This window comes from Neobacillus soli NBRC 102451 (assembly GCF_001591665.1).
GTDB classification, from domain to species: domain Bacteria; phylum Bacillota; class Bacilli; order Bacillales; family Cytobacillaceae; genus Neobacillus; species Neobacillus soli.
In genome coordinates this window covers 1-23,786 of record NZ_BCVI01000030.1, presented here as the reverse complement: position 1 = coordinate 23,786, position 23,786 = coordinate 1, and the positions used below count along the sequence as shown (strand labels likewise).

The window sequence follows — 23,786 nt, the reverse complement described above, 5'->3', positions numbered from 1 at the left end:
GGGGAGCATATCAGATAGAAGTACTGCTTCATCTTAGTTTTTTTAACGAGGGGGGCTAGAACCTCTACCATATTCATGTATTTAAAAATAAATACTATTTAATTATATTATTATAACATAAACCACCATGTGTTCTAAACATTATTAAAAGAAATGATCATTTGTTTATGAGAAGATTTTTCCATTCCATTGTTTAATTTAATATTCGGCATAAGTAGTACTACCAAACAAGATTTGAATATTTTTTAAAAAAAGAAAGCGCAAGAAACCATCCAATAATTGGATGGTTTCTTGCGCCTTTTTACACTCTTTATCGGTTATTTCTAGCTTAGGGTACACAAGCAGCTATCCCTAAATGATTTCACCTTACTGATTACCAAACTCGGTGATAGATAATCTTAGCAGTTAATTGCTTTTCTAGCCTCATTGTGAGCAGCTTTGTAAAAAGGGTTAAACTTCTTCAATTCAGGATCCATGTTTTTGATTTGTAAATTAATTGATGGAAGCTTATCTTCAAACTCCTGTTTTAAATCCCAAATCTTTTTAGCGATTATATTAATGGATTTATTTTTGGTTATTTCTTTAGTCCCATTTAAATAATCTACTAATGGTATATCACTGTATATTAGTATTTCAGGTTTTATTGCGCATCCTTGTTTATGCATTGCTAATAATTGTTCAAGAGCAAATCCTATTGCTGCTAGCTCAGCATACACATTTTGCTTTTTCATTAACAGATTATAGTGTTTTTTACACTTTGTTATTACTTCACCTTGTCCCACAAAACAAGCACCCTGGCCAAATATTCCTTGATAGTTTAATTCCGATGCATCAACAAAAATCCTTAATACTTCTTCATCTTGGACCATTCCTACCGCTCTCTGCTTGGCTTCCTCCGGCGGCTTTATCTGAGATTTCATTAAGTATTGCTTGTTTACACCTTTTTGCTGTTTCCATTCTTATCCATGAATATTCCCCCCTAAATACCCTTCCATTATTTAGGATGTATTTGTAATGCATTACATTCAAGTAGTAAATAAGATTTTTTCAGTAAACCTACATTAAACCTTCGCCTTGTCTTATCCGATGGGTCTGGATCCCTTGAGGTTCAAATAGATAACCCCTTAAATCACCTTTTGGGCGGAATCCGCCCCCCAAAAAAGTGTTACAGCAGTAAGGTACCAGGTACCATCCCATTAGTACATACACCCATTTCTCTCCTGAACATAACATATCTAAAAAATGTCAGGAGGTTGTTTTATGGAGAAAAAACAAGAACCTTTATCCAAGCTTGATGCTTCCAGATCCAAATGGCATCCTTATGAAGTAATTGGTATTCTGTTAGTCTTTGGTTCATTGATTCTCCTATTATTCTCACCCAATTCACTTTCGAACTTGTTTAATACGATTATTAAAGAAGTCAAACCTATTGTAGTGGATGTTTTTCTTACAAGTGAAGTCGGGATTGCCATTATTGTAAGCGTTATCGTCGGACGCCTTTTAGAACGGTTGGGGTTTACAGATGGTTTAATTCGACTTTTTGTCCCGATTATGAAGTGGTTTAAGATTAATCCTGCTGTGATTATTCCAAGTGTTTATAATATCCTAGGTGACATTAATGCCGCGGGGAAAATTTCCGGGCCCATTCTTGTGAAAGCGAAAGCAACCAAAGCTGAACAAAAAATAGCTGTGGCGACCATGATCCAATCTCCGCAATCGTTCGCCACCTTTGTATTGGGCCTTATTGCACTTTCCGCCTTTGGTATTCATGCCTTTCCGCTCGTCGTTCTATCCATTTTTGTTCCCATCATTATCGTTCCATTTATTTTATCAAGAACCATTTACCGTGATACCAAAAGGGTTGATTTGGAGGAATTACCGCGTTTTACACCAAAAACAGGATTTCTTCAAACTATATTTACCTCGGCCAAAGAAGGAACTGAATTACTGTTTTTAATTATTATCCCTGCCGTCGCAGCCGTCTTTTTCTTTATTGGAGCATTAAAATTTATTGGTGTTTGGGGTGTCATTGAATCTAGTCTGTCCTCTGTTCTCACCTTTTTAAGTATCGAACCAGCTACAGGGATTGTTTCCATTCTTGCCGCTCCGACACTTGCCGTTGCCCAGCTATCCGACCTAGCCAGCACATTGGATCCGCGGCTAATCGTCGGTTCATTTATCTTAGCTAACTCGGGGCTTCCATTATCGGTAATCTTTGGCCAGGTTCCGGTAACGTGGGCGGAATCTTCTACCCTTAATGAAAAAGAGGCACTTCAAGCGGCGATTATTGGAATGATTATCCGCTTTATTACTGCCTGTGTTTTAGGATACTTTTTGACTCCTTGGTTGCTAGGTTAAATTATGAAAGATATTTATATGATTCGGGGTAAAAGAATTGTTACAGTCAGTAAGCTGGGGACGATTAACAATGGTGCCCTGGTGATTGTTGATGGAATAATTTCCGAGGTTGGCAATTGGGAGGTACTGCAAAAGCATTTTCCGAATATACCTGTGATTGATTGCTCTGATTACGTCATCACTCCTACTTTGGTAGATTGTCACACGCACTTACTAGAGTTTGCCCCAACTTCACTATACCCTGTTACAGCTGCTACTCACTTTTTAGCAGGAAGAGCCATTCTCTTCCAAGCGTTATCGTCTGGAATCACTGCACTCGGCGAGCAAATCTGCGGCCATCCTTTATGTGATTTTTCAAAAGAAGATTACCAAAATGCGGTTCGCGATTTCCCCATTGATGTATCCTTTGCAACAACAAGCATTTCAATTGGTTTTGAAGAGCTAGCACACTTTACTTCTATCACTCAGTCACACGCTGTTGACCAGAAGGATTTATCCAATCCTACTATAGTCCAAAAGATTGCTCAGGCCAGTGATTATCCTGGTGAAAATATCTTTATCAATGCAACACCGGCCAATTTTACAGAAAAAGAGGTTCCAAGGGCAGGCGAAATTATCTATACCTTGGAGGAATTAAAACGGATTGCCGGAATTTATCATCAATTGGGAAAGCAAATCGGCTGTCATGTTGCTGGTGAAGCTGGGATCCGTTTGGCCTTGGAAGCAGGAATGGATGTACTGCACCATGCACATGGCATAACAGATGAGCTTGTAGAAAAGGCTTCCCAACAAGGAGTGCATATTGTTGCTACACCAATGGGTGGAACTCACATGCAGCCAAATTCCCCAATGAACATCCTTAATTTAGTTGAAAAGAACATTCCTGTTTCGATTTCAACGGACTCCTATCTTCCACCCTATCAGGGAACATCATGGGTGCCATTTCAAGACCAAACATTGCAGGGTCCAGACGTGTTAATGTTAATTGCTCACCCGGCGATGCAGCTTTTAAAGAAACATCATTACGACGAAAACAAAATCTTAGCCCTGCTAACAGCAAACCCAGCTTACCTATTAGGAAAATCAAGTCAGTTCGGACGATTATTACCGGGGTTCGATGCAAACTTTTTAGTATCAGAAGGTATTCCTGGTCTTGAAATAACAGAGATTGATAGGATAAAAGAGGTGTATTTTCGGGGAGTAAAGGTCATATCGCGCTGATCGTGCTTAAATTGTTAAATAAAAAAAGGGTTAGGCACCATCCATTTATTCCTCATCGCCTATTTGTTGCCGAATACTTTCCGGTTTTAATTCGTCAAAATTAACTTTTCAGCAAATCCACGAGTTTCCATTTTTACTTCATCATAAAGAAGTTTGTCAATATTCCCAATTTATAAAAAATAGAATTACTGGGGCAATAGGGGTCCCCCGGTCCTGTAAAGCTTAAGGACATTAGGACCCCCTTTCCTCAGACTTTTATAAAATCACTTCAGAAATGTTAGTATCCAGTTTTAAAATTCCCGCAACTGTTTGTCTTAGCCTTTCTTCCTCCCCACTCTCAGTTGTTTTCATCCTGGGAAAATTGGGGTCTGCCGGGGGACTAGATCCCGGCTCTCCAAATAGGGCGTTGGCTACCACAGAAAATAGCTAAGTAGGATTGGAGCGATTTATAACTTTAGCCAAGGGATTACAAGATAAATCAATACACTTTGTAGTCAAAGCCTATTAAGATGCGTTCATAAAAGTAATTAAGATTGTAAAAGAGTCTCGTATCTATCGGGTGATCAATGAACTGTGGAAGAGTAAGTGCCGATTATTATGAACAATTGGAGAAGGGGATTGCAGAGATGGAAACCTCCATTGAAAGGTTAAGAACAGAAATACACGAATTAAAAAAAATAAAATTGCATTATATCAACTTAATGGTTTTCTTAAAAAGGAATCGAAAGAATTGATTGAGGGTTTGCCATTTTAAATCGTCGACAACTAAGCCGACTTTTGTAAATGCCAGTGGCGCAGAGGGTGACTGTTAGTTGCCACGTCACCGCACTGGCCATTTAACCGGCATCGAAGGTGGCTGCGGACACTTTACTCGGCAGTGACTATGCACTTCTACTTAAAATAAATAAAACTTATAAAACATTTTTTAAATAATCAACATTAGCCTTAGCCTTGCCCAGTAATTGCACACATTCATCTGCATCTCTTTTTAAAATTTCTCTCCTAGTATTAATGGATGTTTTAATATAGATTAATTCGGCTTCGCCTTTAGTTAACTTTTTCTCGAGGTCGCTTTTTAATGAAAAAATCTCTTTTTCAAGAGAGTACATGTCGGATTTTGGAATACCTTTTTTGGGGTCAAAAGAAAAACGTTTTTCGATATTTTTTCTCCATTCAACAAGATTACTTGTTAATGATGGTCCAAATCCAGGAACCCTTAATACCGATTGTTTAGAAACATCTCTCGCTGTTTCAATCCCATATGATTGAAGCACTGCTTTTCTACTTGGTCCAATACTGTCGATATTGCTTGATTGAATATAAAAACTGTCCAGATACTCATTTAGTTGACGATTTCTTTGATCTTTTTCAAGTTGCTTTAATTTTAGTGTGCGCATGTTGGGGATATCTGTATATTTTGTTTTATAATCATTTAATTCAGCTAACTTCGAAAAAAACTTATCCGATGAAGCTTCTTTTTTCCAACGTTCCAAAAGGGAAATCCACTTTCGATTTAAGTTTTCATATCCTAAATATATTTCTTCAAACTGTAGATCTTTTGCTTTCTTTAAGCCTAATACAATCGAAGCGATAACACCACCTATTGGGTAAATACCCATACCGCCACTAAAAGTTAATAACAGAGAAAAGATTCCTAGAATTATTGCTACTGATAATCTCATAATTTTTTTTCGTTTAAATTTTTTCCCTATTTTTATTATTTCTTCTGAAGGGTTTTGTGAATATGCAAATGGATCAGGTAAATTTTGATCATAAGGTGGACTTATGCTACTTATTTTTTTCCAAATTAAATTCAGTTGAAACACATTTTCAGTGCCTAATTTTGATTTTATAACTGCAGTAAATAAAACTAGACCTGTTTTTCCCTCATACTCACACCAAGGACAATTATTATGTTCTTTGCTAAAGGTATGTGCTTGATTTAATGGACAACTAACTAATTCTTTATTTAGCTTTTCTAAGACAGTAATCCATTCAGTTGCCTTTGGTCTATTATTATTGTTAGAACCTGATTGGGAAAAAGCCTTCTCAAAAAGTTCTGCTAATTCCTTTGAATAAAAGTCAAGTGGAAGTGTTCCAGGCGGTTGTTGCATATCTCTTTGTTTGGCATTTTTTCCGTATGCAAAACGGTGCTGTTCAATTGCTTTTTCAATAGGCATATCTCCTGAACCCAAATATCGTCCAGAAAAAGGATGTCTTCCCATAAACAAAAGCTGAAAGATAATAATGGCTATTCCAAAGTTATCATGATTTGGTGTACGTACAATATTGGAAAGAGACTTAGACTGCAATTCAGGAGGCTGGTGGGTTGCAACTCCAACCTTACAAAAAATTAATTTTCCATTGGTATTAATTTGAAAACTATCACAATCAATTAGTTTGACTGTACCGTCATTAGCGACCACAATATTACCATGGTTAACATCTCCAATTACTTGACCATTTTCATGAACAATAGCGAATGAGCGTGCAATATTTGCAGCAGTATGTATTAGAAATGGTAAGCTGACATTATCAAAGTCGTTTAACCGATTTTTAGGACTATAAAGTTTATGAATTTCCTTTCCATTTGCACTAGGCATTAATAAGCCTATAATTTTTCCACCTTCATCCTTTACGGTGTCAATTGGCCATGCTGTATATTTTAACAGTCTCTCAGATTTCATATGACTCATTGAGGTTATCTTTTTTGACCGTTCATCATCGTACTTATGGTAGAGTTTAAGAACAATACCAGGTTTACCTTCCACTTCATAAACAGTACCTTCTCCACCTCTACCAATCACTTTTCCAGCTTTTATATGGTGACCCTTGCTATCTTTACACTTAGGAAGTGTTGCATTACTCAATACCAAGGTTCTCAACCCCTCTGCGTGTTGCTAACAGTAATGTTTTGTCATCATCTGTTTTTTCGTTAACCCTTTCTGAATTAAGAAATTTCGCTAAGGATGAATTTAATTGATCCTGATTATCCCTTTCCGCTTTTCTTAAAACATTAAACATTGGCTTAAAAAAAGGATTATGAACAGTTTGAGTTTGATAATGGAGAGTTAAATGCTGTATACCATCCGTAAATAACGAGATTTCATCAACTGACCTATGCAAATCATCGATTTTAATTCTTTTCTTAACCTTAGGATCCGTAATAAAATAGGTTGTATTTTCAAACTCTCCTTTATCAGGCCAAAAAATCCATTTGTAATTTTCTTCAGGACTTTCTGGCTCTGTATCAAGCAGTACAATTGCTCCATCTCCAACTTGAAAAAAAGCAGCATAGTCGTTTCCGACAACAGCTGCTAGGAAAGTACATGCAAATTCACGGATAGGAACCTCTAAATCATTTGCAAGGGACAATATTTCAGCTTGAAAAGTATCAAGCCAATTTTCTATAAATACCTTACCTAGGTCTTTAATTACCTTATCAATGCTAAGATATTTAGTCACTTCTTTTAAAAATAGCGAACAGGCTAGTGATGAACCTTGATCTGAAAATTTAGCACTCCCTGCACCATCTGATACAACAGCGACTAGTACTTTTTCGCCTTTTGAATCTTCTATTACTTGGGATTTACTTGAATCTTGGCAAGGAGTATTTACTTTCTGATGAGATGTCCCCATAACAGATGCATAAGTATATTTCCAATCACCTATTTGAGTCATTCAATCATTCCCCATCCACCTGGGGTCACTGGGTTTTCTAAGGGTACTGAATCACCTGGGGTGGATCTTGAAACAGAACCTAGTGAATTTGATAACCAAGAAAATAAATCTCGAAATCTTAAACCATCTAATTTAAGAGGATCTCTAACGGAAATTTGTTTTAATTTATCCATGTTTGCTCCTTGAACCCCAACAGCGAAAAACATAAGAGATTTATTAGACTCAGCATCTTTAATTAATTTTGCTGCCTTTTGCCAATTATCAGTAGGTGCACCATCAGTAATTAAAAATATCCATGGTCTATAATAAGAAATCCCATTTTCTCTATATTTTTCTTTCCTCTGTTGTATAAGCTCAATACCTTTTTCTATTGCTTGACCCATTGGTGTCATTCCGTTTGCATTAAGAGTTGGTGGATAAAAAGTATCTGCAGTTTGGAATTCAGTTTCTACGTTTACTGGGCCAAAACTTACAACTGATAATTCTACACGTTTTACACTCATGTGATCTGACATAAGCTCGTCTTTAAATACCTGTAGACCTTTATTTAGTTCAGTTATGGGTTGCCCACCCATGGAACTTGAGGTATCAAGTAGAAGTACGCACGGACAACGAGGTTCAGGATTTTCTGCAAATTCTGCTCCATCAAAAGGTACTTGATCAGTAAAGTCAAACAAAATAAACACTTCCCTTTATAGAATTTAGGTAATATGTTCTACAAATTTTATAAAAATCCCTCTAAATTCGATAATAAATTTTAGAATTATACCTGGAAATGGGGTTCAGGCACCAATGTGCATATAAATCTCCTTTAATATAAAATCAATCATCTTTTTCAATAACTTCGGTTTGTTGAGTATTATCATTTATAACTTCTTCATCTGCTTTTGTAGGTTCTACTTTAAATTTTTTATTGTAATCATCCAATGTAAGTACTTTCATAAATTCACCTATATTCTATATTTGATATATTCCATAAATTATTAAGTTAAAATTAATTGGTTAAACCAATCATTTAATCCTTCGTTTTCATCTTTTAAATATAACTCCATTTTTGACTGGTCTGCTATTATAAACTGGATTAACTTCCTTACATATTTATCAAATTTCATTGAAATTTCTATTTGTTTTTCAATTTTTCTAAATTTCCTTGATAACTTATCTCCATGAACATTAGCTGACCTTATTGCATATGCCTCTTTAATAAACTTAAAAATTTCCATTCGTTCTGAATAATCTTTCCCCAATAAGCGTGATGTTCTTTCAGCAATTTTATGACCTATTTCTTGGTTATCCGTAGATAACAGAGTTTCTAATAATGTACAGTACATGGAAATTCTACTTGGAGGAAAACCCTGGTTTCTAGCAGCTTGTAAAAAATAAATAAACCGTTCCAGTCGATTAGCCACGGTAGTAATAACCTCTGAGGTTTTTAGATGGTCTAGTTCCGCAGTTGTTCCTTCATTAAATGTTTTTATGAACATATTAACCCCTTGAGTAATTTCCTCATTACTAAATTTAATATCATCGATTTGTCCTTTGGCATTAGTAAAATAAGAGGTTCTTGCATTAGATGAGACACCCCTATAGCTTTCATTAAAGACATATAAAAATCCAGTTTCTGTTCGTACGCTGTTATCTTTTACAAACCAAAGTGAAACTCCTATTGTCTGACTTAACCTTAAGTTATAGTTTAGAAAATTAATTGTATCATTGCCATCCTGCGGATTTAAATGTTCAGGGAAATCACCTTCAGCATAAACGTATGGTCCATTATATAAAGAATCAAATTCTAAAGTTCCTACATTCTTCTGAAAGAAAGTATCGCAAAGACGGTCTAATCTATTCCTATCATTAGAGATTCTGATATTTCCATCGATCTGTATCCCCCTACTTAAAACTTTATTTATTTTTAATCCATACAATCTTGCTATAAATAAATATTTCAATTGATTTTTCCTCTCTTATTGTATATTTAGATATAAACAATTAATAATAAATTTCCATTTTCTATTATAACTATATAGTACAATTAATGTAATGTATTGGAGAAATAGGAAGAACTTGATGAGTATCTCCGATAGGAAAATATGTTTTATTCATTTATTTTCGAAAATACGGTACGAATGAAAAGTTACTGTCTCTTAAACCATTTAAGGAGAAGCAGATTTCCTTTTATTTAGATGAAGATGTTGCCGAGTAATTACATAAATTTGGGCTCTGCTGGGCGATTATTTCTTACAGCATAAATCAGTTGATTGATTGGTTCTAAAAGAAAGTCAACAAATTTTGCTTTAAGTCCATTTGATTTAGGCATAAAATCATCCTCTTCCAAGTCTTCACCTTCTTCACTTTCATAAATAAATGCGATCAGTCCCCCGGTACGTTAACGCTTTAGTTCACTTGAGGGTCTAATCACTAGCCTTGCATAATTGTAAGTAAATTGAATAAAACCCAAATTTTACATCTACCTTTTGATATCAATGAAAAAAAGGAGAATAGGGTATCGAATAGACCTTGTTCCCTTTTTTTTCCTTTTTAATAATTTCCTAGTTTTCTTTCACTTTTTCTTTTTTCCTTCTTAACTTTCTCCTTCACCAAGGCAACAGTTCCAAACGACGGTTTTTTCTTTTCTATTGGGATAGGAACCTTTTGTCTCCCCTTTGATTTTTTCGTTTTCCTGTTTAGTTCCTTCAACATTTCTTTGCCTGGCAAATATAAATAAGTTCGTAATATCCGGAAAAATACCCAAGGTGTTTTTTGGGACTCTGTTTGGAGTTTTATAATGAGAGAAACTCCAAACGCGATAAGCGCTAAGAACATTTGATTCCAAATGCCTTGCGGCTTTGTGCTCCAGATTTTAGTGAACTTCAGATGACCTTTGATCCACTTGAAGAATGGCTCGATCAGCCAGCGGTTTTTATAGATTTCTAAAATCTGTTGGTCTGTCAAATCAAATCTGGTAGTAAGGATTCGATAAATACGGTCCTTTTCATCTACAAATTCAACATATCGGACCGGTACATAGGAAACCCCAAAATTCACCTTGGCATCTCGTTTTATGGATGGATGAGTTGGCTTGTACTCTTCCAATGAATAAAGGACTAGGTTCTTGGTAATGCGGGTCACAAATGAAATGTCCTTTTCCAGCCAAGATGTCAGATTCCTTTTGGAAGGGTATTCTCTATCCATTACATAGGTGCAATCATTTTCCTCAACGAGGAAATCGGAACTTTCGAAATCGCTAACAGTACCAGTAGATGGGACAATTTTATCCGGAAAGGCAACATCCTTAGAAACCACAACTAGTCGTGTATGCATTTTTACGGCATTATGTCCTTTTGAAATGAAAGCCCAATCGCATAGGTTTTCTGGTAATCGAATTTCAGTGGAATCTACTATACTTAGCCTGCCGATTTCCTTTGAAACCCCACTATACCCTTGGGTTAGAATACGGATTTTATTGACTACTTTTTCAAACATTTTTTTGGACATTTCTGTAGGCAAATCGTTGATTCGACGGCTTAACTGGGAACCGCTGATCTCTTTAATATCTAGCTCTTTCTTTAAATCAGGATGTGCCCTTAGTTTTTCTTCCATTTCACTGTAAGAACTCCATTGATCAAGCTGAGCAGCCACAAAAGTTTTTAGCAATGATTTTGTAGTTAATTTCTTCCCATAATCAATCAGGGGGCATTCGAAATCTTCAGTTGGAAGAATCCTTAGGCATTGACAAATTAGCTTTTCTCGCCCTATACTTTTACTATTCAAGGTAAAAACTCCTTTGTAGAAGACTTGTTTGTTTAAGGGAACAAAACAAGGTCAACAACTTCTACAATAGGAGTTTTTTTCTTATCTGTAAATACTAATTTTTGAAAATATGGGATTATTTTAAAGGTGCGCAAGACTAGTGGGACTGACCCTTAAAATTCTGCACCGAAATGAATGTTATATTACCTGGTTATCAATTAGATTTTTTTGTCCATTATACATGTAGATTCTTAGAAAAATAGTTACCAAACTTAGTATCAATGATAGGATTCCCACCAATACGACGAATTGTGTACCCATTTGTGCTATAAAGAAACCACCTACACCCGCCCCAATTGTTACTCCTATGTTAGCTGATGTTAAAAATAAGCCATTTGCGAAATCAGGAGCTTCAGGTGCTGAAGATAAAATCCAATATTGATTTATATTAGCTCCTATGCCAGCCAATACTCCCCAAATTAATGTAATGATCGCCATAGGTAAGGAAAACTGTCCAAAAAAGAAAAATATGACGTAAACAGCTCCCAAAGCAAAAGGGAAAATCATTACAGATTTATTCGCATTATTGGTGAGTAATTTCCCTGCTATTACGTTTCCGATAATGTTGGCTCCACCGTATATAAATAATACAATACTTACTAAATTCGAAGACATATTCGTAACAGTTTGCAGATACTCAGCAAGATAACTATACACTCCAAATACAGCTCCATTTAATAAAATGACAGCCCCAATGGAAAGCCATGTCATTGATTTTTTTAATACGGATAATTGTGCTCCGTATGAAAGTTTTTCCCTAACAGGCATAGAAGGTACAAAAAGTATTGTGGCAATGAGTGCGAAAATATTAACAGCAGCAAAGAACACCATCGCCATTTGTAAAGTAGTAGCACTAGCAATAAAACTTGCGATTGGTACACCAACCACCATACCAGCAGATACTCCTATAAAAACTTTAGCAACAGCTTTTGGAGCTTCTTCCTTGCTTACTGAGGCGGCAGCTACTGAAAAAGCCAATGAACAGTAAACCGGATGAAATAAGGCTGGAATAATACGAGCTATTAAGGCAACGTTAAAGTTAGTAGTAAATACGGAGACTATATTCCCAAGAACGAAGATACTTAGAACGAGTAACATGACCTTCTTACGATCAATACCTGATAAGAATAACGGCATAGTGGGACCAGCTACTGCAACACCAAGGGCAAAGAGACTCACAAGCAACCCTGCATGAGATACACTAATACCATATTGTTCTGCAATAGCAGGCAATATCCCAATAACCCCCATTTCGGTATTTAAAATGCCGAAAACTCCTATTGTTAATATAAAAATAAGCAATTTATTTCCTTTAGCCATACCCTACCTCCTGAAATAATTACACTCCCTCTAATATAAAGGAAGTGTTTACGTGGAAATATCTTAAACCTGGTTTTGTGTTTATCAAAAATGATAATTATTTTAAAAATGTAAAAATAAAAGTGTGAATCCCGACAAGATAAGTGGGATTCACACAGTAGATTTCACTCAAACTACCATTGGCACGAAAAGCTCCCTACTATTTTCCAATACAAGCCTTATTTTTGCTTCAGATTTTCTTTGAAGAAGGACTCGAGCTTGTCAAAGGAGATTAAATTCACCCGATCGTATAGATCCACATGACCTGCGCCCGGAATAATGTGGAGTTCCTTCGGTTCGGCTGCCAGCTTGTAGGCGTCTTCGCTAAACTCTCTGGAATGAGCGTCCTCACCCGCGATGAAAAGCATTGGACGAGGAGAAATCGTCTCTATGTCTGCGAACGGGTAAAAATTCATGAACTTGACGTTACTGGTCAGCGTCGGGTGTGTCGTGAGTTCAGGCGACGAGCCCTTAGAAGTAAATTCGCCCCTTGGAGTATGGTAGAAGTCATAAAACTCACGCTCAATGGGGTGAGAGTTTTCATTTAGTTCGTGTACTGTCCCACTGGTGTATTTGGTTTCACCGCCTGTGAACTCCACGTAGCGTTGCTCGGCTGCCTCTGCAATGATCATCTTTCTTTGCTCAAGTGTCAGGGAATGATTAAGCGCATTACGGTTGGCGGCACCCATGTCGTACATACTGATTGTCGCAATGGCTTTCAAGCGTGGGTCGATTTTGGCTGCGGTGATGGCAAAGCTCCCGCTGCCACAAATCCCGATAACACCAATCCGATCCCTGGCAACAAACGGCTGGGTGCCTAGGAAATCCACCGCAGCACTGAAATCCTCGGCATAGATATCCGGCGAAACAGCGTTACGAGGCTGACCCTCGCTCCCTCCCTAGAAAGACAAATCAAAGGACAAAGTAACGAATCCCTGTTCAGTCATCTTGGTGGCATACAGATTCGCACTTTGTTCTTTTACTGCGCCCATAGGATGCCCGAAAATGATTGCAGGATTTTTGGCGTTCTGATTCAAACTATTGGAAATAAAAAGATTCCCTACAACATTCATGTTGTATTGATTTTAAAACGAAACCTTCTGCACGGTTACCTTGTCGCTCTTGTAAAAGTTGTCTGCTCCATTGGACATGTCCGGCGTGTATGTAATGCCAACGCCGGTGTTAATAGATTTTTTTTTCATTTATAATTAACATTCTTTCTTACTGTTGTTTTCACTTATGAAAAAGTTATTAGAGCCGCATAATTATTATCGCTTCAACCCTATGTATTTATTTTAGCTTACTCTTTGTATATATCCTATTACTTATATCTCATATCAAGATATGCTTGAAACGTATATCAAAAACTTTTATACTAAAACATTATAAAGGGAGGAATTAAATGTGGAATTAAGAGTTTTACGCTATTTTCTTACTGTTGCAAGAGAAGGAAGCATGACGGCTGCTGCTGATTTTTTGCATGTGACACAACCAACCTTGTCAAGACAATTAAAAGACCTTGAACAAGAGTTAGGAAAAAAACTATTTAATCGCAGTAGTCACAGTATCATTCTCACAGATGAAGGAATGCTCCTGCGAAAGAGAGCAGAAGAAATCGTTGATATGGTCAATAAATTAGATACAGAATTTAGTTCCATGGAAGAAACAATAGGCGGTGATATCTATATAGGTGGTGGGGAAACAGACGCTATGAGACAAATTGCACGGGTAGTAAAAGAATTACAGTTACGTTATCCAAATATCCGGTATCATCTCTTCAGCGGAAACGAAGACGATGTGACTGAACGGCTTGACAAGGGATTGCTTGACTTTGGTATTTTAATTCAACCAGCTGATTTATCAAAATACAATTATATCGATATCCCTGGCAAAGATGTATGGGGCGTTGTTATGAGGAAAGACAGTCCTCTTGCTTTCAAAGATACCATTCAAGCCGTTGATTTATTATCCGTTCCACTAATCTGTTCACGACAGGCAATGAAACAGACCTTTTCTAAAAATGAATTTGCGGATTGGTTTGGTGAAGATTTTGATAAACTAACCGTCGTGATTACATACAATCTTGCATATAATGCTGCTATTATGGTTGAAGAGGGCATAGGGTATGCAGTAACCATTGATAAAATAGTGAACACGTCTAGTGAAAGTAACCTTTGTTTTAGACCGTTAGAGCCAAGGCTTGAATCTGGCTTAAATATTGTTTGGAAAAAGCATCAGGTTTTTTCCACTGCTGCTAATGCGTTTTTAAAAGCAATTCAAGAGAAATTTTCAAATTCTTTATCATAGGAAAAGCTCATAAATGGGATGCCGGTATTATTAATCAATGTACCATCCCGTTATGCCCATACCCCTACTTCCATGATTCATTATGATGATTATATCAATACAGTCCAGTTAATGACCGAAGTCATCAAACGGTTAAATCGAAAAACAGTGGTGCATTGGTGTTCGGGAAAGGCTTTTTATCTGTGGATCTTATTCGCTATACGGTGGGGATTTACATAGCCTCTTTCTTAGATCATTTAATCCTCAAGAACCAACAAAAATGAGGCGGTGAAAAGGTATGAGAATAAATTTAACAGAGAATCACTTGCAGGAAATAAAACGAATCGTTCAAAAGGAACTATTCATAAAAGGAATAGAACCAACAGATGATTATCTATTTATCCATTGTTTTTCAAAAATACAGAAAGAAACGGTCTATTATCATTTATTCACAGAAAGTGATACATTGATCATCCGCTGCTATGCTCGCGTGTTTGATAACTTAGGTCTGAGCGTGACGATCAGAAGCATAGCAAAAAATGTATTTGAATATCTGAAACACCAAACCGGATTAGATAACACAATATATATAGAAAACGGTGTAAAGTTAACATTTTAATTTAAGCAGAACCTAACATTAACTATAACTATTGATTAGTAAATATAATAGCTTCCAACCCCCTGAGTTCTAATTTCATCTACATTTTTATGAACTGAACAACTTTGTATTTTAGCGCCAGCGCTCTAATTTTTTTAAGAATTTCTTTGTATACATTTACATCCCACAAGAAGGTTTCATCCACGCTTCGTGCCCCAATTAAGCCCATTTCCTCTTCCACTGTGAAAATATATTTTACTTTCCCATTGAATCCTGGTGATTGTAACCGCCGCGCTAACTCCAAAATAACCGCTACCCCAGCCCTGTCATCCGCACCTAGAATCCCTTGATCACTCGACCAAATGGAACCATTTTTTACGATGGTTCTACTTGGTTCAATCCGCTCTACCGTATCAAGGTGGGCATTGAGTAACAGTGTCGGCCCATGTCCGGTACCATAGGTCTTTTGTGCAAGAATATTTCCTGTTTGATCAACTGTTAAATAATCAACATGTTGGCGTAATTCTTCCATCACAAATCGGCGGACCTCTGCTTCATTCCCGCTTTCTCCTTCAATAGATAAAAGTTCTTCCAAGCGTTTAAAAAATAACTGTTTACGGATAAATTCTATTCCTTTTTCGAGCGAATCTTTCTGAATGTAGGAAAGCTTTTCAGTAATATCTAGCAGTAATTTCCTTTGAATCCTCAATTTAAGGAAACGATTTCTTGCGAAAATATAAGGAATGCCCGCTGCCAATAACACTTCCATTACGGTATCTAAGTTAACTTCCTTGCTAAAACCAATGGATGGATTTCCTCGCTCATGTCCATCACAGCTGCCTTCCGTGTAAAAACCAAGCCGATTCAGCTGCCTAACCACACCAACAATATATACGTATCAAGCTCCCTTACCTTCGGTTGATCGACACCGGGACGGGACGAAACCATAAGTCTCCTCCGCGGCCTCGATAGGTAAAATTAACAATTTTACAGGGGGTTGTCTTTCGAACCCAAACTGGTCTTTCAAGTTCCTTCTAAAGTCAGCAATCAGTATATTTTCTGCCAACGTAAGAATAGGTCAGATCCCCATTGTGCTGAAGTATTAGCACATCGGGTATCTGACCCTGAAGATCCGGTTCCTCTTATTCGTTAAGAAGATTTTGTACAGTAAAATAATCAAAACTAGCTTTTACATTTTTACCGCTTCCTGTACTCGTACCGTATAAACCTACCTTACTAACATTAATAGAAGAAGTAACTGGGTCTGCTGCTTTTTCCCATTTCCCATTCATCCAGAAGAAGGTGGAATAAACATTTCCTGTTTTTTTCATTTTTAAATACACTGTATGATCACCGGGATGTTGCGCCATATTTTGCGGTTTACTGTATTTACCTGCCTCTTCTTTCGCTGTTTCAAGCTTTAAACCGTTATCCCAAACGTGACCAAAGCGGATATAGTTATCTTCGTCTTGCCAAATATACAAGCCAGCCTGTTCATTGTTATTTTGAACAGCAGCATTCAGCTTTGTGGTAATTTCAAAATCTCCAGATGGAGAACCCTGAAGGAATACATTCTTAATTGAATTGATCGTTTCATAGGAATCACCCGCTTGGGTTGTAACCGTTAGATGTCCTGGGTTCTCTGTTAAACTCCATTTGGCAGCATCCTCGCGGAAAACAGACCAACTATTCGACAAGGTCGTAGCATCAAATTGATCCACTTTCGCCTCCTTTTCGATTGGTGGGTTCATTTGATCCTTAAAGTCTTTTAATTGTTGCGTTAACGTATTGACAGCAGCAAATAGTTGTTCAGTAGTTGACTTTTTGTCATGGTAAACTTTATTTGCTTCTTTCATGGCGGTCTTTAAAAATTCCATGGCAGCTTTGGAATATTCTCCAGGATTGTCACCCATTTTTGAAGACTTTTGAATGGCTTTTGCATCCTGAAGCTTTATTTCTAAAACATTTCTTGGTGAGGAAAGAGCGATTAAGGATTGATTTGCTTCACGAACTTTCTTTTCATCTACCTTGGTCATCCTCCTGTCATAGGTTAGCAGACCATTTAACTCGCCTTCAACGTCAGTTGTTTGCGTGTAGACTGCCGCACTAAGTCCATTGGCATACATAAAGCCTTTTAAGGAATGAATATAGTCAATATAGGTATTCGTGACTTCTTCATTGTCTTTCAACATGACATAATTCCAGCCGGTTGTGCCCCACTCATGACCTGGTGTGGCTAAGCCTAGTCCGCCAAATTCCCCTATAACGGCAATCCTATTCTCTTCTACCTGTGGCGATCTCGGAGCTGTATACGTATGCCAGTCTAAAACATCACCGACACCTGCATCCGTCCAACCGCTGGCATTAGAGACTAAGCGTGTTGGGTCAAGACTCTCCACCCATTTTGTCATCCGGACTGTATCATATTGTCCCCAGCCTTCATTAAATACGGTCCATAAGAAGATGGATGGGTGATTGTACCTTTCTTGAATCATTTCATTGAATTCGTGTTCATATTGTTTTCGGTAATCCACAGCACCATCCATACTTGGCATATCCTGCCATACAATCATTCCCATTTTGTCCGCCCAATAATACCAACGTTCTGGCTCCACTTTAATATGCTTTCGTATCATATTAAAGCCAAGATCCTTTGTCTTTTCAATATCAAATTTCAATGCTTCATCCGTTGGGGCTGTTAAGCCGCTTTCTGGCCAATACCCCTGATCCAATGGCCCCATTTGGAAAATAAATTCTCCATTTAGTAATGGACGGAGCTGACCGTTCACCTTTCCAAGGGAAATTTCCCGCATGCCGAAATAACTTTTAACCGAATCTACAACAGTGCTTTTATCGATTACATTCACTTGTAAGTCATATAAAAAGGGATCCGTTGTTGTCCATAAATGCGGTTCAGGTACGGATACAGAAAAAGTCTCTCCTACTTTACCGGTGGCTTTGCCCACTTTCTTACCATTTTTAAGGACCACTGCCTCAATCGTTTTGTTTTCAAGATTTGTCCCTTTTACGGACAGATTTACTTTATTTTCATGGATATCTGTTTCTGTTTTGATGGACTCAATACTTGCTTCAGAAACAGGCTCTAACCATACAGACTGCCAAATTCCAGAAGTAGAGGTATACCAGATTCCTTCTGGGTTCTTCGTTTGTTTCCCTTTAGCCTGCCCGCCTTTTGTCTCATCATAGACTTCTACAATTAATTCATTATTCCCTTTCACTAAATGGTCGGTTATATCAAAGCTGAAAGCATCGTAACCGCCAATATGGTCCCCCATTTTTTGCCCGTTCACATACACGACCGTTTTATAATCGACGGCATCAAAATTTAATTTAACGCGTTCACCCTGCCAATTTGATGGAATGGTAAAGCTTCTTTTATACCACATATGGGATTCTGGTCTTTCGATCCCGGATAATGCGGTTTCCACGGCAAATGGAACAAGAATGGACTCGTTTAATTTTTTGCCTGTCGGAACAGCTTCACCAGTTAAAGCACTCTGAAATTCCCATTTCCCATTTAGGTTCATCCATTTGTCCCTTACTAGTTGCGGCCTTGGATATTCAGACAAAACTTTATTTTCGTCTACTTTATCAGCCCAAGGTGATTCAATATTGAATTGTGAAAAATTCTCTGCTCTATTGAGAAAAGCGGAAATCTCTTCCCCTTCCTTCGTAATGATTTTCCCCTTTCCGTCATACTTGATTAGCACTTGGTTAGCGGTTCGTTCATAGACAGGCTCCACTGTTTCAATCACCACCGTCGATGGATCACTCTTCTTTAAAGAAAGCTTTTTAAATGCCCAGTCACGACCAAAAACATTGATTTTAAAATGTTCGTTCAACCCGGCTGGCAATGCAGCTAAGTTTTGATTAAACGTTAACTCCATATGTTTCCCATCCTCTAAAACCTTTGCCTCTTTGATATTCCCGCTTAAATTTGCATCATCTGGAAGAAAAAAGGCACTCCTTGGCACAATTTGTTTTTTCACACTAGCACTTGACCAGTACAATTTTAAATTAGCCCCGCCAAAATGCTCGAAATATTCAATCTTTATGTCATATTCCTTCCCTGCTTCTAACGAAATAGGGGCACTTTTCTGTTCGAGGTCCCATTTATCCTGCCAAAAATCGATGGCTAACTTCCCGTCAATCCAGACTCTGAAGCCATTATCCCCTATCATATAAAAGGTGTAATCTTCTGTATGCTCTGGAACTATTTTTCCCGTCCACCTAGCAGCAACATTATCATTTTGTCCTGTGAACATATCGAAAGTTGGATTGAGATCTGGAAAGTTAATATCGTAATCTACGATGGTCGTTTTCAACTCATGGAAATCAAACTTTCCTTCACCTGAAGAGGTATAATACTCCCCCTTGAGACCATGGGGCTTTTGACTTTCTTCTGCATGTGCGGTAGTGGGTGTTACGGTACTGAGTCCGAGCGCCTGTGAAAGGACAATGGTCAAAATGGTTAAATAAACAAACAGCTTCTTTTTCATTTTACTTTCTAGCCTCCCTAATTTTTCTTCACAGAATAAACCGCTATCATTTCGTTATGGTCAGCTTGGAAAATTCTCTGACTATATCTCCTCCTATGTACGTATTTTCACTTTTCACTTTAACAAGAAAGGGGTAAAAAAGATTTACAATAAGACGTTTATTTTTGTAATTTTCTCATAATGATTTATTCCTATTTCGATAGACCTATTCATTTTTTGAAAAAAAGAGGATGGTATCCTTCTTTTCCTTTTTATGAGATCGTTACGTGCCGGCCTTTCTTTTCTGGTAGTATACTTGATTCTGATAATGATTGGACCTTTTTTTTCCCTCTTTTTATTACAATAAGACGTTGAAGTAGAATAAAGAGAAAGAGCAAAAATCCGACCGCAATCTTTGTCCACCAAGAACTTAAGGTTCCCTGAAACATAATAATCGTTTGAATAATCCCCATGCTTAGTACGCCTAGAGTGGGTCCTATTAGGTAGCCTATCCCTCCAGTTAAGAGGATCCCGCCTATTACACAAGCGGCAATAGCATCCATCTCCATCCCCATTACGTGAAGGGCATATCCTGACTGCATATAAATGGTAAACACAAAACCTCCTAGAGCAGAACTAAAACCCGATAGCGTATATACCATAATGGTAGTCTTTTTTACTGGAAGACCCATAAGTTTGGCCGAATTGACATTGCCTCCGATGGCATACACATTCCGGCCGAACCTGGTATATTTTGAAAAATACATGGCGATTACCACAAAAATAAGCGATATAGCCGCCCCTAAAGATAGATAGTTCTCACCCCATACATAGACTTTAAAATCGGATAAAGCAATAAACATGTTGTCTGTGATCTCAATACTTTCAGTACTAATTAAATAGCATAATCCTCTCGCAAAAAACATTCCTGCCAGCGTGACAATCCAAGGATGTAATTGAAACCTGTAAATAAGATACCCCTGACCCGCACCGAAGAGAAGGCCAATTACGAGTGTCATGAGAATAACCAAATAGGCATTGATCCCATGCTGCAATAAGGAGGCTGCAACCATACTTATGAAGGCAACAAAAGAGGCAACCGAAAGATCAATCCCACCCGTAATAATAACGAAGGCCATACCTGTTGCTACAATAATCAGGTACGCATTATCAATAAACAAATTAAGAAACACCTGCATGCTGAAAAATCCAGTAAAGGAAATCGATCCATACCCATACAACACTACAATTAACAGAAGGGTTGCCACAATAATGATATTGTTTTCATTGATTCGAATTCTAGACTGGTTCATGCTTCACTCACCTTCTTCTTCAGAGTAGGCTGTGTAACTAGTTTTCTAAATTCCTCTGACTGCATAAGGCAAACGGATATCACCACAATGGCTTTTATGACCATCGTAATTTCAGGGCTGATTCCCGTTGAGTAAATGGTGGTAGACAATGTCTGAATAAACAATGCTCCAATGATGGTTCCCACAAGATAGAATCTCCCGCCGCGCATAGAGGTCCCGCCAATAACCACAGCTAAGATGGCATCTAACTCGATCCAAAGCCCTGCATTATTCGCATCCGCACTACTAACATTAGAACTTACCAGAATACCAGCAATCGCGGCACAAATACCAGAAATCATATAAACAAGAAGAATAATTTTTTTAGGCTGCACTCCAGCAAATTTACTAGAAGCCATATTCGAACCGATTGCTTCCAAAAATAACCCCAGTGCTGTTTTCTTTTTGAGGAATAAGGTAATACAGAAAACAGCGGCGCCGATATAAATGGCAAACGGCAATCCCAGTAAAAATCCTTTCCCAACATATCCGTAAGCCTCATTATTTATCGTTAAGATTTGTCCTCCTGTAATTAATTGGGCGATCCCTCTACCAACTGTCATCAAAATTAAGGTAGCAATCATGGGCTGAATTTCAAAGTAAGCGATTAAGATGCCATTCCATAATCCACAAATCAACCCAATCACAAGAGCTAACAAAATGGCAATTGGTACGGAAGTGGTATGAAGCAAGGAGGCCGCTGCCGCTGCTGTGATAGCGAGGACGGAGCCGACAGAAATATCGATGCCTTCTTTGGCAATCACGAGTGTCATACCAATGGCAATGACAAGGAGGGGTATGACGCGATTTAGTATATCTATTAGGCTGCCAAATAGATGTCCATTCTTGACGGTAATGTGGAAAAATCCCGGGATAATCATGACGTTGATCAGTAACAGTAAAACGAGCGCCATCAAGGGCCAAAAGATCTTTGCTTGCATAAAACTATTGAATGCTTGCCTCAACGACACCAGCTCCTTCTGCAATCATTTCCATAATAGTGGATACACTCATTTGCTCTCCCTCTAATTGACCAATTTGATAACGATCTCTTAAGACTAGCACCCGGTCACAGCAGGCTACCATTTCTTCTAATTCTGCTGAAATAAACAAGATGCTCATCCCTTCTGCAGCAAGATCTAATATCAAATTTCGAATTTCTGATTTCGAACCGATATCTATTCCTCTTGTAGGTTCATCCAAGATTAATAACTTTGGATTCGTGGCAAGCCATCTGGCAAGAATTACTTTTTGCTGGTTTCCCCCACTCAGGTTTTCAATTCTCTGTTCCATACTTGGCGTTTTGATGTTTAACAGATCAATATATTTTTGGGCAATGACCTTTTGTTCCTTCATGGGAATGTAGTTAAAGATCCCTTTCTTCGTTTGCAGGGCCAGCATAATATTTTCGCGAATGGTTAATTCTCCAATAATTCCTTCCACTTTACGATCTTCCGGACAAAAACCCAGACCTTTTTCTATGGCCAGTTTGGGATTCATCGATTTTATTCGCTCCTGATCAATGACAAGTACACCAGCATCTGAAGCGTCAATGCCAAAAAGTAATTTTGCTACCTCCGTTCTTCCTGAACCTAACAGGCCGGCCAATCCTAACACTTCACCTTTTCTTATTGATAGATTAATAGGATTGATCGTGCCTTTTTTCTCCAAGCCGTTCGTTTGAAGAAATCCTCTCTCTCCTATATTGATCATGTGCTTCTTCCGGGCTTGTGCGGACTCACCCCATTGTTTGCCTATCATTTTCGACACCAATTCTGTTCTTGTTAACTGGCTGGTTTGATATTCCCCAATTAGATAACCGTTTCTTAAGACTGTTACTCGATCGGTTATGTCAAAAACTTGGTCGAGAAAATGGGAGACAAAGACAATTCCCATTCCTTTGCTTTTCAGGTGCCGCATGACTTCAAAAAGCTTCTTCACTTCATTCTTATCCAAACTAGAAGTGGGTTCATCTAAAATTAAAACACCGCTTGAGATATCAACAGCCCTCGCGATCGCAACCATTTGTTGTATGGCAGTGGAAAAGGAGGAAAGTGTTTGTTTGACATCAATTTCGATATTTAGCTTCTCTTTCAGCAATAAGTCAGCTTTCCGGAACATTTCTTTCCAGTCAATTTTCCCCTTTCTTTGGGGCTCTCTTCCGATAAAAATATTTTCAGCAACCGATAAATTCTCACAAAGATTGACTTCCTGATAAACCGTACTAATGCCTAACCTTTGCGCTTCCTCTGGCGACCCAGGGTTAATGAGCTGATTTCCAAGAAAAATTTGCCCATCATCCTTCTCGTAGATCCCTGTCAGCACTTTAATTAAGGTAGATTTCCCTGCACCATTTTCACCCATTAATGAATGGATCTCACCCTTTCGTAACACAAAATCCACATTCGAAAGAGCCTTAACGCCTGGAAAAGTTTTTGAAATTTTCTCCGCTCTCAGCAAGTATTCTGCATCCATGTCTACCACCCACCTAATCCTTAATAGTCTTTTCAATTAGAAGTTAGGTTCAGTATAAAAAATCCCCATCCGTAAGTATTTAAAAAAAAGAATCATTTTTTGCAAATTTCCATTTTATTTCCGAACAATAAGCGCCCCCCCCCCCCC

Annotated in this window: 18 protein-coding genes and 1 pseudogene; 5 read left to right on the top strand and 14 right to left on the bottom strand. The window is 37.8% G+C overall.

Annotated elements, in window-relative coordinates; genetic code table 11:
• Positions 1-398 precede the first annotated feature (398 nt).
• Entirely contained in the window at positions 399-869 is a 471-nt protein-coding gene (locus BSO02S_RS11755; RefSeq protein ID WP_157081445.1) for a ribonuclease H family protein, read from the bottom strand.
• A 391-nt stretch (positions 870-1,260) separates the two neighbouring features.
• On the opposite strand from BSO02S_RS11755, the gene BSO02S_RS11750 reads away from it, so the two are divergent.
• Positions 1,261-2,358 carry a hypothetical protein gene (locus tag BSO02S_RS11750; RefSeq protein WP_066067018.1) on the top strand — a complete coding sequence of 366 codons (1,098 nt, stop codon included), beginning with the start codon at positions 1,261-1,263 and terminating at the stop codon, positions 2,356-2,358.
• Positions 2,359-2,361: 3 nt separating this feature from the next.
• Positions 2,362-3,579 (top strand): amidohydrolase family protein, encoded by a 1,218-nt coding sequence (locus BSO02S_RS11745; protein WP_066067016.1) that lies wholly within the window; start codon positions 2,362-2,364, stop codon positions 3,577-3,579.
• A gap of 911 nt (positions 3,580-4,490) precedes the next feature.
• Here BSO02S_RS11745 and BSO02S_RS11740 read toward each other — a convergent pair.
• The 8 genes and pseudogenes from BSO02S_RS11740 to BSO02S_RS28650 all read right to left on the bottom strand — a co-directional run bounded on the left by BSO02S_RS11740 (position 4,491) and on the right by BSO02S_RS28650 (position 13,631).
• Positions 4,491-6,455 (bottom strand): helix-hairpin-helix domain-containing protein, encoded by a 1,965-nt coding sequence (locus tag BSO02S_RS11740; protein WP_066067015.1) that lies wholly within the window; start codon positions 6,453-6,455, stop codon positions 4,491-4,493.
• Positions 6,442-7,260, bottom strand: a complete 819-nt coding sequence (locus BSO02S_RS11735) for a PP2C family serine/threonine-protein phosphatase (RefSeq protein WP_066067013.1) — start codon at positions 7,258-7,260, stop codon at positions 6,442-6,444. The genes BSO02S_RS11740 and BSO02S_RS11735 overlap by 14 nt, the downstream gene beginning before the upstream one ends.
• Complete coding sequence (locus tag BSO02S_RS11730) at positions 7,257-7,937, bottom strand: vWA domain-containing protein (RefSeq protein WP_066067011.1); 681 nt, start codon at positions 7,935-7,937, stop codon at positions 7,257-7,259. Before BSO02S_RS11730 ends, BSO02S_RS11735 begins: the two co-directional genes overlap by 4 nt.
• A gap of 306 nt (positions 7,938-8,243) precedes the next feature.
• Complete coding sequence (locus BSO02S_RS11725; RefSeq protein WP_066067009.1) at positions 8,244-9,209, bottom strand: HEPN domain-containing protein; 966 nt, start codon at positions 9,207-9,209, stop codon at positions 8,244-8,246.
• Between the two features lie 254 nt (positions 9,210-9,463).
• Entirely contained in the window at positions 9,464-9,595 is a 132-nt protein-coding gene (locus tag BSO02S_RS28290; RefSeq protein ID WP_268875996.1) for a hypothetical protein, read from the bottom strand.
• A gap of 203 nt (positions 9,596-9,798) precedes the next feature.
• Positions 9,799-11,031, bottom strand: a complete 1,233-nt coding sequence (locus BSO02S_RS11720; RefSeq protein ID WP_066067007.1) for an IS4 family transposase — start codon at positions 11,029-11,031, stop codon at positions 9,799-9,801.
• A 177-nt stretch (positions 11,032-11,208) separates the two neighbouring features.
• Positions 11,209-12,390 carry an MFS transporter gene (locus tag BSO02S_RS11715; RefSeq protein WP_066067005.1) on the bottom strand — a complete coding sequence of 394 codons (1,182 nt, stop codon included), beginning with the start codon at positions 12,388-12,390 and terminating at the stop codon, positions 11,209-11,211.
• A gap of 218 nt (positions 12,391-12,608) precedes the next feature.
• A pseudogene (locus tag BSO02S_RS28650) lies at positions 12,609-13,631 on the bottom strand (alpha/beta hydrolase).
• A gap of 202 nt (positions 13,632-13,833) precedes the next feature.
• Between BSO02S_RS28650 and BSO02S_RS11705 the strand changes: the two are divergent.
• Genes BSO02S_RS11705 through BSO02S_RS11700 form a run of 3 tightly spaced genes read left to right on the top strand, consistent with a single transcriptional unit; the run spans position 13,834 to position 15,334 of the window.
• Positions 13,834-14,736, top strand: a complete 903-nt coding sequence (locus BSO02S_RS11705) for a LysR family transcriptional regulator (protein WP_066067002.1) — start codon at positions 13,834-13,836, stop codon at positions 14,734-14,736.
• A gap of 18 nt (positions 14,737-14,754) precedes the next feature.
• Positions 14,755-14,955, top strand: coding sequence for a hypothetical protein (locus BSO02S_RS28285; protein WP_142303715.1), 201 nt, complete (start codon positions 14,755-14,757; stop codon positions 14,953-14,955).
• A gap of 58 nt (positions 14,956-15,013) precedes the next feature.
• Positions 15,014-15,334, top strand: coding sequence for a hypothetical protein (locus BSO02S_RS11700; protein ID WP_066067000.1), 321 nt, complete (start codon positions 15,014-15,016; stop codon positions 15,332-15,334).
• Positions 15,335-15,413: 79 nt separating this feature from the next.
• Here the strand turns inward: BSO02S_RS11700 and BSO02S_RS11695 are convergent, their stop codons facing one another.
• From BSO02S_RS11695 to BSO02S_RS11675, 5 genes are all read right to left on the bottom strand, one after another.
• Positions 15,414-16,193, bottom strand: a complete 780-nt coding sequence (locus BSO02S_RS11695; RefSeq protein ID WP_066066998.1) for a M20/M25/M40 family metallo-hydrolase — start codon at positions 16,191-16,193, stop codon at positions 15,414-15,416.
• A gap of 262 nt (positions 16,194-16,455) precedes the next feature.
• A complete protein-coding gene (locus tag BSO02S_RS11690; RefSeq protein WP_066066996.1) occupies positions 16,456-19,833 on the bottom strand; it encodes a beta-xylosidase family glycoside hydrolase in 3,378 nt (1,125 codons plus the stop codon).
• A 251-nt stretch (positions 19,834-20,084) separates the two neighbouring features.
• Positions 20,085-21,125 (bottom strand): galactofuranose ABC transporter, permease protein YjfF, encoded by a 1,041-nt coding sequence (yjfF, locus tag BSO02S_RS11685; protein WP_066066995.1) that lies wholly within the window; start codon positions 21,123-21,125, stop codon positions 20,085-20,087.
• Complete coding sequence (locus tag BSO02S_RS11680) at positions 21,122-22,129, bottom strand: ABC transporter permease (protein ID WP_235846908.1); 1,008 nt, start codon at positions 22,127-22,129, stop codon at positions 21,122-21,124. The genes yjfF and BSO02S_RS11680 overlap by 4 nt, the downstream gene beginning before the upstream one ends.
• Complete coding sequence (locus BSO02S_RS11675; RefSeq protein WP_066066993.1) at positions 22,110-23,639, bottom strand: sugar ABC transporter ATP-binding protein; 1,530 nt, start codon at positions 23,637-23,639, stop codon at positions 22,110-22,112. The genes BSO02S_RS11680 and BSO02S_RS11675 overlap by 20 nt, the downstream gene beginning before the upstream one ends.
• Positions 23,640-23,786 lie beyond the last annotated feature (147 nt).